Origin of the sequence: uncultured Oceanisphaera sp. (assembly GCF_947495715.1) — a bacterium.
Classification (GTDB): domain Bacteria; phylum Pseudomonadota; class Gammaproteobacteria; order Enterobacterales; family Aeromonadaceae; genus Oceanimonas; species Oceanimonas sediminis.
In genome coordinates this window covers 142,762-158,023 of sequence record NZ_CANLZU010000003.1, presented here as the reverse complement: position 1 = coordinate 158,023, position 15,262 = coordinate 142,762, and the positions used below count along the sequence as shown (strand labels likewise).

General features: G+C 58.2%; 16 protein-coding genes. 10 read left to right on the top strand and 6 right to left on the bottom strand.

The annotated features are described in order from the left end of the window. Positions 1-20 precede the first annotated feature (20 nt). Entirely contained in the window at positions 21-1,139 is a 1,119-nt protein-coding gene (locus Q0753_RS03160; protein WP_298717111.1) for a fatty acid desaturase, read from the bottom strand. 144 nt (positions 1,140-1,283) lie between these two features. On the opposite strand from Q0753_RS03160, the gene fabR reads away from it, so the two are divergent. Both fabR and Q0753_RS03150 read left to right on the top strand, forming a co-directional pair. Continuing rightward, a complete protein-coding gene (gene fabR / locus Q0753_RS03155; RefSeq protein WP_298717108.1) occupies positions 1,284-1,895 on the top strand; it encodes an HTH-type transcriptional repressor FabR in 612 nt (203 codons plus the stop codon). Positions 1,896-1,918: 23 nt separating this feature from the next. Then, positions 1,919-2,281, top strand: a complete 363-nt coding sequence (locus tag Q0753_RS03150; protein WP_298717105.1) for a YijD family membrane protein — start codon at positions 1,919-1,921, stop codon at positions 2,279-2,281. Between the two features lie 60 nt (positions 2,282-2,341). Here the strand turns inward: Q0753_RS03150 and sseA are convergent, their stop codons facing one another. After that, positions 2,342-3,199, bottom strand: coding sequence for a 3-mercaptopyruvate sulfurtransferase (sseA, locus tag Q0753_RS03145; protein ID WP_298717102.1), 858 nt, complete (start codon positions 3,197-3,199; stop codon positions 2,342-2,344). A gap of 578 nt (positions 3,200-3,777) precedes the next feature. Here sseA and Q0753_RS03140 point away from each other — a divergent pair. Further along, a complete protein-coding gene (locus Q0753_RS03140) occupies positions 3,778-4,095 on the top strand; it encodes a DUF2007 domain-containing protein (RefSeq protein WP_298717100.1) in 318 nt (105 codons plus the stop codon). A 528-nt stretch (positions 4,096-4,623) separates the two neighbouring features. On the opposite strand, the gene Q0753_RS03135 is transcribed toward Q0753_RS03140, so the two are convergent. Together Q0753_RS03135 and rsmD are read right to left on the bottom strand one after the other, a co-directional pair. Continuing rightward, entirely contained in the window at positions 4,624-4,905 is a 282-nt protein-coding gene (locus Q0753_RS03135) for a DUF1145 domain-containing protein (RefSeq protein ID WP_298717097.1), read from the bottom strand. Next, positions 4,902-5,498 carry a 16S rRNA (guanine(966)-N(2))-methyltransferase RsmD gene (gene rsmD / locus Q0753_RS03130; RefSeq protein ID WP_298717094.1) on the bottom strand — a complete coding sequence of 199 codons (597 nt, stop codon included), beginning with the start codon at positions 5,496-5,498 and terminating at the stop codon, positions 4,902-4,904. Before rsmD ends, Q0753_RS03135 begins: the two co-directional genes overlap by 4 nt. A gap of 130 nt (positions 5,499-5,628) precedes the next feature. Here rsmD and ftsY point away from each other — a divergent pair, with 130 nt between their 5' ends. From ftsY to Q0753_RS03095, 7 genes are all read left to right on the top strand, one after another. Next, entirely contained in the window at positions 5,629-7,284 is a 1,656-nt protein-coding gene (gene ftsY, locus Q0753_RS03125; RefSeq protein ID WP_298717092.1) for a signal recognition particle-docking protein FtsY, read from the top strand. Beyond that, entirely contained in the window at positions 7,285-7,950 is a 666-nt protein-coding gene (gene ftsE / locus Q0753_RS03120) for a cell division ATP-binding protein FtsE (RefSeq protein ID WP_298717090.1), read from the top strand. Continuing rightward, positions 7,947-8,894, top strand: coding sequence for a permease-like cell division protein FtsX (gene ftsX, locus Q0753_RS03115; protein WP_298717087.1), 948 nt, complete (start codon positions 7,947-7,949; stop codon positions 8,892-8,894). Before ftsE ends, ftsX begins: the two co-directional genes overlap by 4 nt. Before the next feature lie 190 nt (positions 8,895-9,084). After that, positions 9,085-9,942 (top strand): RNA polymerase sigma factor RpoH, encoded by an 858-nt coding sequence (rpoH, locus tag Q0753_RS03110; protein WP_298717084.1) that lies wholly within the window; start codon positions 9,085-9,087, stop codon positions 9,940-9,942. Positions 9,943-10,031: 89 nt separating this feature from the next. Continuing rightward, complete coding sequence (gene can / locus Q0753_RS03105) at positions 10,032-10,682, top strand: carbonate dehydratase (protein ID WP_298717081.1); 651 nt, start codon at positions 10,032-10,034, stop codon at positions 10,680-10,682. Positions 10,683-10,710: 28 nt separating this feature from the next. Then, positions 10,711-11,718, top strand: a complete 1,008-nt coding sequence (gene glpX / locus Q0753_RS03100) for a class II fructose-bisphosphatase (RefSeq protein ID WP_298717078.1) — start codon at positions 10,711-10,713, stop codon at positions 11,716-11,718. Positions 11,719-12,032: 314 nt separating this feature from the next. Next, entirely contained in the window at positions 12,033-13,382 is a 1,350-nt protein-coding gene (locus Q0753_RS03095) for a DASH family cryptochrome (protein WP_298717075.1), read from the top strand. A 4-nt stretch (positions 13,383-13,386) separates the two neighbouring features. Here Q0753_RS03095 and Q0753_RS03090 read toward each other — a convergent pair whose 3' ends face one another. Both Q0753_RS03090 and Q0753_RS03085 read right to left on the bottom strand, forming a co-directional pair. Next, a complete protein-coding gene (locus Q0753_RS03090; RefSeq protein WP_298717072.1) occupies positions 13,387-14,763 on the bottom strand; it encodes a lyase family protein in 1,377 nt (458 codons plus the stop codon). Positions 14,764-14,787: 24 nt separating this feature from the next. Then, a complete protein-coding gene (locus Q0753_RS03085) occupies positions 14,788-15,165 on the bottom strand; it encodes an acetyl-CoA sensor PanZ family protein (RefSeq protein ID WP_298717069.1) in 378 nt (125 codons plus the stop codon). Positions 15,166-15,262 lie beyond the last annotated feature (97 nt).

Here is a 15,262-nt window from a genome sequence, read left to right as displayed (position 1 = left end):
CGGTAATGCCATTTGTGCCATCAGGCAAACTGGGTAGTGAGTTTGAGCCAGTTGCGCCGCTGTGTGGTGAAGGCGGCTTTCAGTTCGTCACAATTCAGCTTGAGACGCAGCTCTTCGTATTTGCAGCGGGCGGCCTTTTTCTTCAGGTCCAGCAGGCTCTTGCGCACCTGATAGTAGCTCTTGAGCTGATGCAGCAAGCGATCGTACTCGCTGTGCAACAGCGCCAGCCACTGCTCGGTATCGGCATTCTGCTGTTGGCGCAGTATCTTCTGGCGGGCCACCTCCAGCCGGCGTTCCAGCTGGGCCTGTTCGATTCGCTCCTGGGGGCAGGTGCGTAGCCTGGATGCCAGGCCCAGCCAGCTCATGGTACGGATTAACCACTTGGTGGGATCGTAATGCCACCAGCGGATACCGTTGCGATAATCGAATTCGAACAGATGATGGAAGTTGTGATAGCCCTCGCCGAAGGTCAGTACCGCCAGCAGATCGTTGTCGCGGGCCGAGTTCTTGCTGGTGTAGGGCTGGCGACCCCAGTAATGGGCCAGGGAGTTGATGAAGAAGGTCACATGGTGGCCGAGGAACAGGCGCAACACACCGGCCATCAGCAGCATGCCCCAGACATCGCCGTGCCAGACGCCCAGCAACAAAGGCAAGGCGATATTCATCATCAGGGTCAGCGCCAGATAGTGCCTGTGCTGAAACTGCAGGATGCGGTTGCGCTTGAGGTCGGGGACATTGCTGTCGTCGGGGGTGTGGTAGTGACGCAGCATCCAGCCCATGTGCGAGAACCAGAGGCCTCGGCTGGCGGAATAGGGGTCCTTGTCCAGATCGTCCACATGACGATGGTGGCGCCGGTGATCGGCACACCAGTGATAGGCGGAATTCTGCAAAGACAGGGCGCCGCCCAGTGCGAACACCCACTGCAACAGGGGGTGGGCGTCATAGGCCTTGTGCGCCCACAGGCGATGATAACCGGCGGTGATCGACAGGCAGCTGTAACTGAACAGCACCAGCATGGCGAGCCATTGCCAGCCATCATAGCCTTGAGTCAGGCCGTACCAGGGAACCAGTACCATGGTGGCCAGGCCGGTGGCTGAAAACAGCAAAAGGTTGGTCCAGAGCAGAGGAGGTTTACGCATCTTGTTATCCATTGAGCGAACAGCTGTACACTATTTTCATATTTAATACCGGCCAGCGTCAATTACAAATTGACCTCTTGGAGCTGACCGCGTGATGACAAAGGGGTATGATCCTATTACTAACATGTTAGACCCTGGTGTGCAGTGGGCATTCGCGCAGAACAAAAAGAAAAGACTCGACGTACTCTGATTGATGCGGCTTTTCGCCAGTTGAGCGCCGAACGCAGCTTCTCCAGTCTGAGTCTGCGCGAAGTCGCGCGGGAGGCGGGACTGGCACCCACCTCTTTTTACCGTCACTTCAAGGACATGGAAGAGCTGGGGCTGACATTGGTGGATGAAGGGGGTCTGACCCTGCGTCAATTGATGCGTCAGGCTCGTCAACGCATTGCCGATGGTGGTAGTGTTATCCAGATTTCGGTAAAAACCTTTATGGAGTTTATCGAGCGAAGTCCGGATGTGTTCCGGTTGTTGCTGCGGGAGCGTTCCGGTACTTCGGCCGCATTCCGTCAGGCGGTAGGCCGCGAAATTCAGCATTTTACCGCCGAGCTCACAGATTATCTGGAAGAGAAGCAACAAACTAGCCGAAGCTACGCCGAGACCCAGGCCCAGGCGATGGTTACCATCGTGTTCAGTGCCGGGGCCGAGGCGCTGGACATGAATGAAAAAGAACGTGCGGCTTTGGCCGAACGTATGACCCTGCAACTGCGTATCATTGCCAAGGGCGCAGATGCATATAATAAAGCGAAGAGGCTCTAGGCCCTACATTAGGAAGGATGACCATGTCAGGAAGTAAACAAATCCGTCGTAAACCTATCTTGCTAGCGCTGTTGGTTGGTCTTTGTGGTAACGCCACACTGGCGACCCTGAGCGTCAGCCAGCTGGCATTTTCCGTGTTCCCCATCATTGCGCTGGCTCTGGCCGCGTACATGTTGTATCAGGAATATCTGAGCGTTCCGATGGAGGGTGACACTCCCCTCTGTACTCTGCTCGCTTTCCTGATCGGGGTGTTCGGTTATTCGGCATTCCTGCGTACCCAGTTTCCGGAAATGGGCACCAACTACCTGTCGGTGATGATAAGCCTGGTGCTGGTGATCTGGCTGGCGCTGAAGATGGGTGTGGCGGCACGACCTGCTGCCGAATAAGGCAGCCCGGTAAAATAAGCTAATAAAAATGAAAGTGCCCGCCTTATGGCGGGCACTTTTTTAGTTGTCGGTAACCACCGGCAGGTCGGGGTTGCCACCCCACTCGGTCCAGGAGCCGTCGTAAACGGCGACTTGCTTGTGGCCGGTCAGGTTCGCCGCCAGGGCCAGAATGGCGGCGGTCACGCCCGAGCCGCAGCTGCAGATAAGGCCTTGTTCGGGCGCCAGATGTAACGCCAGTTTTTGGGCCAGTAGCTCCGATGGCAGGAAGTGGCCCTGTTCCAGCAGCTCGCCAAAGGGCAGGCAGTGGGCGCCGGGCATATGACCGGGACGAACGCCGGGGCGCGGATCGGCGGCCTGACCGCTGAATCGCTCCCGACTCCGGGCGTCCAGCACCCGAGTATCAGATTGGGACAGGGCCGTTTGCACCTGAGTCGCATCGGCTATCCAGTCGGCCTGCCGGTGGGCGACAAAGTGACCGGGCGAGACGACGGCCGGCTCGCCGCTTTCCAGTGCATATCCCTGTTGTATCCAGGCCGGCAGGCCGCCATCCAATACCGCCACTTTTTCGTGCCCCATGGCCCTGAGCATCCACCAGGCTCGCGGTGCGGCAAACATGCCGCTGCTGTCGTAAATCACGATGTGATGATGATTACTCAGGCCGAGTTCCGATACCTGCTGCGAGAATTGAGCTTCCGATGGCAACATATGTGGCAGCGAGCTGTCGTTATCTTTGATTTTACTGTCGAAGTCGAAGAAACGTGCCCCGGGAATGCGTTGCTGGCGCCATTCCTGCTCTCCGGAACGTTTGGCGGCCGGCATGTGCCAGCTGGCGTCCAGTACAACCAGATCCGGATGATGCAGATGTTCGGCCAGCCAGCTTGAGTCCACCAGTGCCGATGGCAACAGTAAGGTTTTCATTAGAATCACTCCTTTATATCAGACGGTTTTATCCTAAGCGGTGAGTCCCTTGTGAGCCAACGTTTTGTAGCCAGGTATCTGATGAGAGCTATTGCCTTGCAGGCTTGTAAGAGATCTCTCAAGGAAGAGGCGGATAAGACGTTTTAAGCTGCAGCATTAACGATGTAAAAGAAAATATATTCATTTAAATCAATGAATTGTATCTTCACTGTGTTCTGGGCTGAACTCTTGGTCTGCTTTTCTGTCTTGAGCCTTTGGCAAAGTTATCTATAGTTAGTAGTGCAAGGAGCAAGGAAGTCGGTCAGGAAGACAGGCTGCCAGGAACGGCAAAAGGAACCCCGCAGGATGCGGTCAAGGACACCTCCAGGATGGAGATAGTCAAGCGACTCAGGATGAATCGCAGTCAGGACGACCAGGACACCCCGATGGATCGGGAAGAGGAACACCTTAAGGATAAGGTAATTTTGTCAGGGAATGCAGGGAGCAACTTGGTTTACGGATTAACCATACGACAACCCAAAAGGGGGTGACATGATGTCACCCCCTTTTTCTATCTGTCATTCCGGCGCCGGAGCATAATGAACGAGTGGATTTCGGTTTATCAGGCGGCCAACAGCCTGGAAGCGCATACCCTGAAGGGATCGCTGGAGGTGTCGGGTATCAGGGTGCAGTTACAGGGCGAAGCCCTGTCCGGCGCCCTGGGCGAGCTGCCCGCCAATGCGGTGGAAGTGACTCTGCTGGTGCGGGCGCAGGATCTGGAGCAGGCACAACTTATTCTGGAGCCTTATCGGCGCGGCGCCGGCCCGGCCTGGTATTGCCGACGCTGTGGCGAGCACAATGCCGGCAGCTTTGAAACCTGCTGGCAGTGCGGCCATGAGGCCGATACCACCGAGTAGTAAGGCCGACTGTCTTTTGGTCACAAATCCAGAGTAGGAAAACAGCTTGGTTTTGTAGCTCAATGTTTGTATATCGGCCAAAGGGCCCGCTCCACCGACTCGCTATGAATACCTCCATGTACGCTCTCCGTTTCATCCCTGAAACGAAAGGTCGGCTGAGCGGATCCCTTTGTCCTCCTTGAAGCTCCGGCGTCGCCTGTTTGTTATGACAACAGCTAACTCAGGCATCAAGAAGAGGCGGCAGGGATTGCCTCAGCCGATCGTCAAATGCCAAGGCCGAAAAATGCTCCTGCCGTTCCGGCATTCCCGCCCTCCCTGGCGGTCAGACGGCATGTCCGAGCTTAGATGGGGCGAGCTTGCCTCGCCGTGACGAACGGTTTCAGCCTGACCGAACATCCAGTGAATGTTCGCAGCGGCTGAAACGGTGAGTGTCATTATCCATGGCGTGTCGAGGGAGGCGGCTGTGTTGCCTCTGGTCTAGGGCCTCAATATGATCAGATCATTACTGGGATTGGTATAAGGCCGAGCTTAGCGCTTCTGTTCGGTGATCTCTTTCAGGCGCGCCCTGTGGTGATGCATGGCAAAGGAGCCGAACACCAGTACCGCCAGATAATCCTTCAAGGTGGGGTGCAGCAGGCTCGCGACCTGCTTGAGCATCAGCATCTGCAGCAAATGCATGAACAGCACCACGGCACCGAGGATCAGCGGCATGGAGCCGACTTCCTGAAAATCGGGGCCCACCAGCGCGTAAATAATACCGGCCCAGAACACCAGCATGACTACGCGCATCACGAAATTTAATACCTTCATTCCACTTGTTCCCTTGTATAAAGTTGATAACTGACCTGTCCCGCCTGCTTGTCTTTCAGCAGCCGCCAGTTTGACGGTAGCGGTAACGATGCCGAATTCTGTTCCCGCTCGATGTAGATTTTGGCGTTTTCGCTCAGCCAGCCGCCCTGTTCCAGTAACTGACAGACGTTGGGCAGTAATTCCCGGTGAAACGGTGGATCCAGAAACACCAGCTCGAACGGCGTTGCCGCCGTTTGCAGAAAGGCGAGAGCATCGGTATTGATAACCCGGCCCGGAGCCTCGGGCAGGCTGGCCAGATTGCGCTGTAGCTGCTGGGCAACCTGGGTATCCTTTTCTACCAATACCACCTTGGCGGCGCCGCGCGACAGGGCTTCAAATCCCAGGCTGCCGCTGCCGGCAAACAGATCCAGGCAGTTCCCACCCCGTACGTCGAACATCAGCCAGTTGAACAGGGTTTCTTTTACTCTGTCGGTAGTGGGTCTGAGTCCTTCGCTGTTCAGCACCGGCAATTTACGTCCGCGCCATTGACCACCGATCAGGCGAATTTGTCCGCCGCCTGCCGAGGTGTTTTTTGCCGGTTTTGCTTTTGCCATCTCGTTTCGCCGTCTTTCAATAAAGTGCTAGTATAAGGCGGTTTTGCACCCATAAGGGGTGAGTATTCTAATGAAGGGGCCGAGTCACGGCCAGCCCTAATCTCCCCCGACACAAGCGAGTAATAGCAGGATGGCGAAAAAAGGTTTTTTCTCCTGGCTGGGCTTTGGCAAAAACAAAGATCAGCAGGACCTAGCAGAAGAGCAAAAACAGGCCGAGCAGCCGGCGATTGAATCGGAAGTTGAATCCGGTACGGCAGAAGTGGAAGAGGCGCTGCAGGAGCAGCAAGCTCAGGCAGCAGAGCAGGCCCGTCTGGCGGCGGAAGCCGAAGCGGCCGAACAGGCCCGTCTGGCGGCCGAAGCCGAAGCGGCCGAGCAGGCCCGTCTGGCGGCGGAAGCCGAGGCAGTCGAACAGGCCCGGCTGGCGGCGGAAGCCGAAGCGGCCGAACAGGCCCGTCTGGCGGCGGAAGCCGAGGCAGCCGAACAGGCCCGTCTGGCGGCGGAAGCCGAAGCGGCCGAACAGGCCCGGCTGGCGGCGGAAGCCGAAGCGGCCGAACAGGCCCGGCTGGCAGCGGAAGCCGAAGCGGCCGAGCAGGCTCGTCTGGCAGCGGAAGCCGAAGCGGCCGAGCAGGCCCGGCTGGCGGCGGAAGCCGAGGCAGCCGAGCAGGCCCGCCTGGCGGCAGAAGCCGAAGCAGCCGAACAGGCCCGTCTGGCGGAAGAAGCCGACGCGCTGGCTCGTGCGGAAGAGGAAGCACGGCAGGCGGTGGAAGAAGAAGCGCGTCTCGCCGCCGAAGAAGAAGCGGCGGAGCAGGCCCGGTTGGCGGAGGAAGCCGAAGCGTCTGCCAAAAAGGCCGAAAAGGCGCCCAAAAAGGGCTTTTTCGCTCGCCTCAAGCAGGGCTTGCTGAAAACCCGGCAAAATCTGGGTTCCGGCTTCTTTGGTCTGTTCAGCGGCAAGAAAATTGACGACGAGCTGTTCGAAGAGCTGGAAACCCAGCTGCTGACGGCGGACTTGGGCGTGGAAACTACCCTGTCGATTATCGACAACCTGACCCGTCAGGCCAGCCGCCGTCAGCTGAAAGACGGCGAGGCGCTTTATGAGCTGCTGAAAGAAGAGATGGCCGCCATCCTGGACAAGGTCGACCAGCCGTTGGTTGTCGACAGCGAGCACAAGCCTTACGTGATCCTGATGGTCGGCGTCAACGGCGTCGGCAAGACCACCACCATCGGCAAGCTGGCGCGTCAGTTCCAGGCCGAGGGCAAGTCGGTGATGCTGGCTGCCGGCGATACCTTTCGCGCCGCGGCGGTAGAGCAGTTGCAGGTGTGGGGCGAGCGTAACGATATTCCGGTGATTGCCCAGCATACCGGCGCCGATGCCGCGTCGGTGATTTTCGATGCGGTCGAGGCCGCCAAGGCGCGCAAGGTCGACGTCTTGATTGCCGATACCGCCGGTCGTCTGCAGAACAAGGCACACCTGATGGACGAGCTGAAGAAAATCGTGCGGGTGATGCAGAAAATCGACGGCGCCGCGCCGCACGAGATCATGCTGACGCTGGATGCCGGTACCGGCCAGAACGCCCTGAGTCAGGCCAAGGTGTTCAACGAGGCGGTGCCTATTACCGGTATCACCCTGAGCAAGCTGGACGGTACCGCCAAGGGTGGGGTTATTTTTGCGGTGGCAGACAAGTTCGGTATTCCCATTCGTTACATCGGCGTGGGCGAAAAAATCGACGATTTGCGGCCCTTCAATTCCCGGGAATTCATCGACGCTCTTTTCAGTCAGGAAGAATAAATGATCCGCTTCGAGCAGGTTAGCAAGGTATACAGCGGCGGCTTTCAGGCCCTGCAAAAGGTCAGTTTTCACCTGGACAAGGGGGAGATGGCGTACCTTACCGGCCATTCGGGGGCCGGCAAGAGCACCCTGCTCAAGCTGATCAGCGTGATGGAAAGACCCACCGATGGTCAGGTATTGTTCAATGGCCAGGACGTGAGTCGTATCGCTCGTGGTCACATTCCCTATGTGCGGCGTCGTATCGGCATGATTTTTCAGGATCATCACCTGATTAATGCCCGTACCGTGTTCGACAATGTGGCGTTGCCGCTGGTGATCGAAGGGTATAGCCATCAGGATATTCGCCGCCGGGTGTCGGCGGCGCTCGACAAGGTCGGCCTGCTCGGCAAGGATCGTTATTTTCCGCCCATGTTGTCCGGCGGTGAGCAGCAGCGGGTAGGCATCGCCCGGGCCATCGTCAACAAGCCGTCATTGCTGCTGGCCGACGAGCCGACCGGCAACCTGGATCCCGAGCTGTCGATGGAAATTCTGCGGCTGTTCGAAGCCTTTAACCGGGTGGGCGTCAGCGTGCTGATTGCCACCCACGATACCGGTCTTATCAACTCACAGCGTTATCGCACCCTGACTCTGGATAGTGGGCGCATGCAGGCGGAGGAGAGCGTATGAGCAGGCACAAGTTGTCCTGGCCGCAGCGACTGGCCATGTATGGTGTCGATCACCTGCGCCAGTTGTTCGCCAGTCTGGGTGAGCTGTGGCGCACACCGCTGAGCTCGCTGATGACCATTGCCGTGCTGGGAGTCAGTCTGGCATTGCCGGCGAGTTTCTATGTATTGCTGAAAAATGCCGAGTCGGTCAGTGAATTCTGGCAGAGCAAGGCGCAGATCAGCCTGTACCTGCAGCAGGGTGCCACCGAAACCCAGGTGACCGAGCTGCAGCAGCGGCTGGCGACGCTAGCCGAGATAGAAAAAATCACCTACATCAGTGCCGATCAGGGCCTGGCCGACTTCAAGGGCGCCGCCGGCTTTGCCGAGGCGCTGGAGCTGCTGGAAGACAATCCGTTGCCGGCGGTGTTGATTCTCAACCTGTCCGAAAGCGGTCGGGTGCCGGATGCCGCCGAGTTGCTGCTGGCGGACATGAGTGCCGAGCCTGTCGTGGCGACCGCCCGGCTGGACATGGCCTGGCTGGCCCGGCTGTCGGGCATCGTCGATCTGTTGCGCCAGGCGGTGGTCGGCATGGCGACCCTGTTGCTGGCCGGCGTGCTGCTGGTGGTCAGCAATACGCTGCGGCTTAATATCCTCAACAGTCGTTACGAGATCGAGGTGATGAAGCTGGTGGGGGCGACCGACAGCTTCATTCAGCGGCCCTTTTTATATGTGGGGCTCTGGTACGGCATTATCGGCGGCCTGCTGGCCTGGTGGTTGACCCTGGTGATGGTGTTCTGGCTCAGCCACAAGGTCAATGCCCTGGCGGCCTTGTATCAGAGTGATTTTGATCTGCTGGGACTGGGAGCGCAGGAAAGCCTGCTGCTTATCCTGACCGGCACCCTGCTCAGCCTGTTGGCGTCCGGATTTTCGGTGCGGCGTCACATTCGCGCCATAGAGCCGAGTTGAACTTGATGGCCGTATTGTGGTCTCATGGGGGCAGAAACAGGCGATCCGCTTGACATTTATTCCCAGATAAATACATTTTCCGTTGCTGCGCCCTCATCTTGCAATGTGTGCACAACCAGACCACCAACGTCATGGCAGGGTGCAAGCCGCAGCTGTTTTGATACGGAGTCATGTAATGAATGCGAGTTTAATGACGACAGATTTTCAGCGCCACTTTGCCCTGGTTCCCCAGGGTAGCCTGGAGGCCTATATCCAGGCAGTCAATACCATTCCCGTGCTGAGCGCGGAAGAAGAAAAATCACTGGCCGAGCGGCTGCAGAACGATGGTGACCTGGCCTCGGCCCGCCAGATGATCATGTCGCATCTGCGCTTTGTGGTGCACATTGCCAAGAGTTACTCGGGGTACGGTCTGCCTCAGGCCGACCTTATCCAGGAAGGCAACATCGGCCTGATGAAGGCGGTCAAACGCTTCGACCCCACGGTGGGCGTGCGTCTGGTGTCCTTCGCGGTACACTGGATCAAGGCTGAAATTCACGAATACGTGCTGCGTAACTGGCGCGTGGTCAAGGTGGCGACCACCAAGGCACAGCGCAAACTGTTCTTCAATCTGCGCAAGTCCAAGAAGCGCCTGGGCTGGTTCAACCAGCAGGAAGTGGAAATGGTGGCCGAGAACCTGGGCGTGCTGCCTGCCGAAGTGCTGGAGATGGAGTCGCGCATGAGCGCGCAGGATCAGGCTTTCGATCTGGCGTCCGATGACGACGACAAGGACACCAGTTTTTCGCCGGTACATTATCTGCAGGATCATGCCTCGGACGTGGCCCACCAGGTGGAAGAGTCCAACTGGGAGCAAACCGCCAATCGTCGCCTGCGCGCGGCGCTGGCCACGCTGGATGAGCGCAGCCAGCATATCATTCAGGCCCGCTGGCTGGATGAAGACGACAAGACCACACTGCAGACGCTGGCCGATGAATACGGCGTGTCTGCCGAGCGTATTCGCCAGCTGGAAAAAAGCGCATTGAAAAAGCTGAAAACGGCCATGGATGCCTGAGCAACATCAATATGATGGTGAAAGGGCCCCGCTGGGGCCTTTTTTCCGTCAATAACTTATTTTTGACCAGATAAAAGCAGGACAATCCCATGAAAATACTGAAGCAGCTGTTCAACAACAACCAGGAATGGTCGGAGCGGATCAAGGCGGAAGATCCGACCTTTTTTGAAAAGTTGGCGCTGCAGCAGGCACCCGAGTATCTGTGGATTGGCTGCTCCGACAGCCGGGTTCCCGCCAACCAGCTGACCGGCCTGCTGCCCGGTGACGTATTTGTGCATCGTAACGTGGCCAACCTGGTGATGCACACCGACTTCAACTGTTTGTCGGTGGTACAATACGCGGTTGAAGTGTTGAAGGTAAAACACATTATTATTTGCGGCCACTACGGCTGCGGTGGCGTTAAGGCCGCCATGGGTGATGCGGAGCTGGGGCTTATCGATAACTGGCTGTGCAGCCTTAAAGACCTGTATCACCGCTATCGTAAAGACTTGCTCGGCATTGAACCCGAACAGGCAAGAGAAGACGCCCTGTGCGAGCTTAACGTGGTCGAGCAGGTGGCTAACCTGTGTCGTACCACCATAGTGCAGCACGCCTGGCAGCGTGGACAGGAACTGTCGATTCACGGCTGGGTATACGGTATCAAAGATGGCAAATTGCACGATCTGGATGTCTGTGTATCCGAGAAAGCAGAAACGCCAGATGTTTATCGTATTCTGCAACAGCGCATATTGGATAAGTAATAATAACTTGAACGAGTAGGAAATCTTCATGAGACGTGAATTGGCCATTGAATTTTCCCGAGTGACCGAAGCCGCCGCCCTGGCCGGCTACAAGTGGCTGGGACGAGGCGACAAGAATATCGCCGACGGCGCCGCCGTGGCGGCCATGCGTCATGTGCTGAATGAAATTGAAATCAGTGGTGAGGTGGTGATCGGCGAGGGTGAAATTGACGACGCCCCCATGCTCTATATCGGCGAAAAGGTCGGTATGGGTGGTGAAAATGTCGATATTGCCGTCGATCCTATCGAAGGAACCCGCATGACCGCCATGGGCCAGTCAAACGCCCTGGCGGTGATTGCCGTCGGTGAAAAGGGCGCTTTTTTGCGTGCCCCCGACATGTACATGGAAAAGCTGATCGTCGGCGCCCGCGCCAAAGGCGCCATCGATTTGAGCAAGTCGATAGAGCAAAATATCAAGGCCGTTGCCAAGGCATTGAACAAGCCGCTGTCACGCTTTACCGTGATCACCCTGGCCAAGCCGCGCCACGACAAGGCAATCAAGACCATACAGGCGCTGGGTGTGCGCGTGTTCGCCGTGCCCGACGGCGATGTTGCCGCCTCCATTCTCGCCTGTATTCCCGAGAGTGAAGTCGACATGCTCTATTGCATCGGCGGCGCTCCCGAAGGGGTGATTTCCGCCGCCGCGGTGCGCTCGCTGGACGGCGATATGCAGGCTCGTCTGATGCCGCGCTATGAGGTCAAGGGGCCGAGTGAAGAGAACTTGGCTCTGGGGCAGCAAGAGATAGAACGCTGCCGGCAGATGGGCATTGAAGTCGGCAAGGTACTGAAGCTGGAAGACATGGCGCGTACCGACAACGTGCTGTTTGCAGCAACCGGCATCACCAAGGGTGATCTGCTGGAAGGTATCAGCAGCGATGGTTACTACGCCCACACCGAAACTCTGGTGATCCGTGGCAAGTCGCGGACCGTGCGTCGTATTCGCTCGACTCATATTCTGTCTCGCAAGAACCAGGCGTTGCAGGACATCATCCTGTAACGGCTGCGTTGGTGTGAAAAGGGATGCTTCGGCATCCCTTTTTTGTATTAAGAGCAAGCCTAATAAAGAAGTGATCAGTTTCTGACAATAATGCCGTGTTTAAAATTCTGTCATACCGGGCTTGCCCCGGTATCTTTCTGCGGGAAGATCCTGACCTTCGTCAGGATGACAGTCTGACCAAATGATTAATCCGTGTGGCATAAGACCCCGGTTTTGGCAAGGAAGCAGGCTTGCCTCAAACGTAATGGCGGGTCATGAACAATAATAACGGAGCTGGCGGTCCTGGTTGTGGTCACTTTTTCTGGAGAGCCTGAATGCAACTACTCTGGTTACGTAATGATTTGCGCCTTGATGATCATCGGGGGTTGCGTCGCCTGGCGGAAAGCCAGGGTGCGGCGGCAGCCGTGTTTATTCTGCCTTCTTGCTGGCGGCAACCCGACAGCGAGGGGCTGCACCGGTTAGGCGTGGCCAAGGCGCGCTACCTGCAACAGGCGCTGGCAGATCTGTCCCGCCGGCTGGCTCCTTGCCCGCTTTATGTGCTGAGTGGCGATCCGGCTGAATTACTGCTGCAGTGGTACCGGCACAGTCCCTTTTCGTTGCTCACCCATGAAGCTCAGGCGCCGGAAGAAGCCGCCTGGGTTGAGCAACTGCGCCATCACGGGGTGGCGATGACGCTGTTTTCGGCCCAGACGCTGTTTGAGGCGGAACAGCTGCAGCCGGTACTGGCGGCATTTCCTGCCAGCTTCAGCGGTTTTCGCAAGCAGGTAGAGTCACGGCTGGCCCTGTCGGTCACCCCGCCGGTCGCCGCTACCGGGCTCGAGCACCTGACGCCGGCACTCTGTCCATTGCCAACCGGCATTGACTGGCCGCAATATTCGGAGGGCGAGCAGCCTCATCCGGCTCAGGTTGGTGGAGAGTCCGCGGCCACGGGCTGGTTGCGGCATTACCTGTTTGAACGGCAGGCCATTGCTCATTACAAGGCCAGTCGCAATCAGCTGCATGGGCATTATTACGCCAGCCGGCTCAGTGCGGCCCTGGCCTGGGGCTGTTTGTCGGTGCGCCGAGTATGGCAGCAAATCGATGACTACGAGCATCAGCATGGCGCCGACGAGCACAGTTACTGGCTCAAATTCGAGCTGCTCTGGCGTGAGTATTTTCACTGGTCGTTACGGCTGCATGGTCGACGAGTGTTTTCCGCGCAGGGACTGACGGGGCGAGCGCCTTCCGGACGGCATCATTCCCGTTACTGGCAGGCCTGGTGTCGCGCGCAGACCGGCTGGCCGATGATTGATGCCGGACTGCGTGAATTGATGACGACCGGTTTTTGTTCCAACCGGTTGCGGCAGAATCTGGCCAGTTGCTTTATTCACGAGCTGGGACTGGATTGGCGGCTGGGGGCCCGTTTTTTCGAGCAGTATCTGGTCGACTTCGATGTGGCCAGCAACTGGGGTAACTGGGCATATATCGCCGGTACCGGCCATGATCCGCGTCATGGGCGCCGTTTCAATCCACATCGTCAATGGCGTCAGTATGATCCGCAACTCGAGCATCTGCATTACTGGCTACCGGAGCTGGGGCCGGTCAGCCTGGCGCAGGTAGAATCGCATCAGCAGGGGCGCGAATTGCTGAACTATCCCGCGCCCCTGCTGCCGCTGGAGTCATGAGGGATTAGTGGCTCTGGCTGCCTCGCGTCAATGCCGCCGGATCCAGCAGCTGGCGTAACTCCGCTTCCGACAGCTCGGTTTCTTCCAGCGCGACTTCCAGTATCGGCCTGTGCTCCGCATAGGCCTTTTTGGCGATCTTGGCCGCCTTGTCGTATCCAATCACCGGATTGAGCGCGGTCACCAGAATCGGATTTTTGGCCAGGTTCTGATCGATATGATGCTGATTGACGGTAAAGCCCTCAATGGCTTCGGCCAGCAGCGGGGCGCTGTTGGCCAGTAGTCGGGTCATGGTCAGCAGGTTGTTGGCCACCAGCGGCAGCATCACGTTGAGCTGAAAGTTGCCGGACTGACCGGCCACCGTGATGGCCGCGTCCAGACCAATCACCTGAGCGGCCACCATGGCTACCGCCTCGGGGATCACCGGATTGACCTTGCCGGGCATGATGGACGACCCCGGCTGCAGGGCGGTCAGCTGAATTTCCGCCAGGCCGGTGAGTGGGCCCGAGTTCATCCAGCGCAGATCGTTGGCAATTTTCATCAGCGCCACCGCCAGGGTCTTGAGTTGTCCCGACAGCTCGACCGCCGTGTCCTGGCTGCTCAGGCTGTAGAAATGGTCTTCGGCCGGGCAGAAGTCGAGCCCGGAGTGATCATTGAGATAGTCGCAGGCCAGTTGAGCCTGACGCGGGTCGGCGTTGATGCCGGTGCCGATGGCGGTACCGCCCAGCGCCAGTTGCTGCAGCCGGCTTTGTAGCCCTTCCAGCCGTTCGTGGCCATAGCGTATCTGGGTGGCCCAGCCACCCAGCTCCTGATCGAAGCGCAGCGGCATGGCATCCATCAGGTGGGTGCGACCGGTTTTTACCTGGCTTTGCAACTGCTCGGCCTTGGTGAGCATGGCCTGCTCCAGCTGCAGCAAGGCCGGCAGCAGCTCGCGGCTCAGGCTCAGGGCGGCGCTGACATGAATGGCGGAAGGAATGACATCGTTGGAACTCTGGCCCATGTTGACGTCGTCATTGGCACCTATTTCCTTGCTCAGGCGAGCCGCGGCCAGATGTGCCAGCACTTCGTTGACGTTCATGTTGGTGCTGGTGCCGGAACCGGTCTGGTAGACGTCGATGGGAAAGGCTTCCGGGTGCTGACCTTCGACTATCTCGCCCGCAGCCTGAATAATGGCATCGGCCTTGTCTTGATCCAGCCGCTTGAGCTGGCCGTTGGCATGGGCGCAGGCGGCTTTGATGCGGGCGATGGCCTGGATAAAGGCCGAAGGCAGCGGCTGACCGGAGATCGGAAAATTGTTGATGGCTCGCTGGGTCTGGGCACCGTAGAGGGCCTGGTCCGGTACCTGCACCTCGCCCATAGAGTCCCGTTCGGTTCTCGTCTTCATCACCGCCTCCTTTGCTGTTGACCTTTATTTGTCTAGGCAACAGCTTAGCAGTCCCGCCTGGGTGCTGAAGCCCTGGCTGGTTAAAAAGGCGGCCAGTCCGGCTCTTTGTTCTTCCGGCGCCTGGGCCGGGTTGCAGTCGAGTCGGGTCAGGCCGGCGGCCCGGGCTTCCTGTCGGATCTGGCGCAACAGCTCCCGGCCTATGCCCCGGCGGCGGGTAATGTCGCGTACCGCGATAAAGTCGATTCGCTCCTGCTGTCGCCAGGCCAGAGCCACAGCCCTGTCGTTAAAGGTGGCGAGATAAAATACCGCCTGCTCGGGCAGGGCTCTGCCCTGCAGTATGATGTCGGCGTGGTGACGATGAATGGCCGGCAGTTGCTCCAGGCAGTGAACGGTCAGGCGCATGGTAAACATCCAGTGTGATGAAAAACGCCATTTTATACCAATCCGCCGGCCTTGACTCCCCACTACTGCGGGCGGCCGCGAGCCGTTATACTGCTCG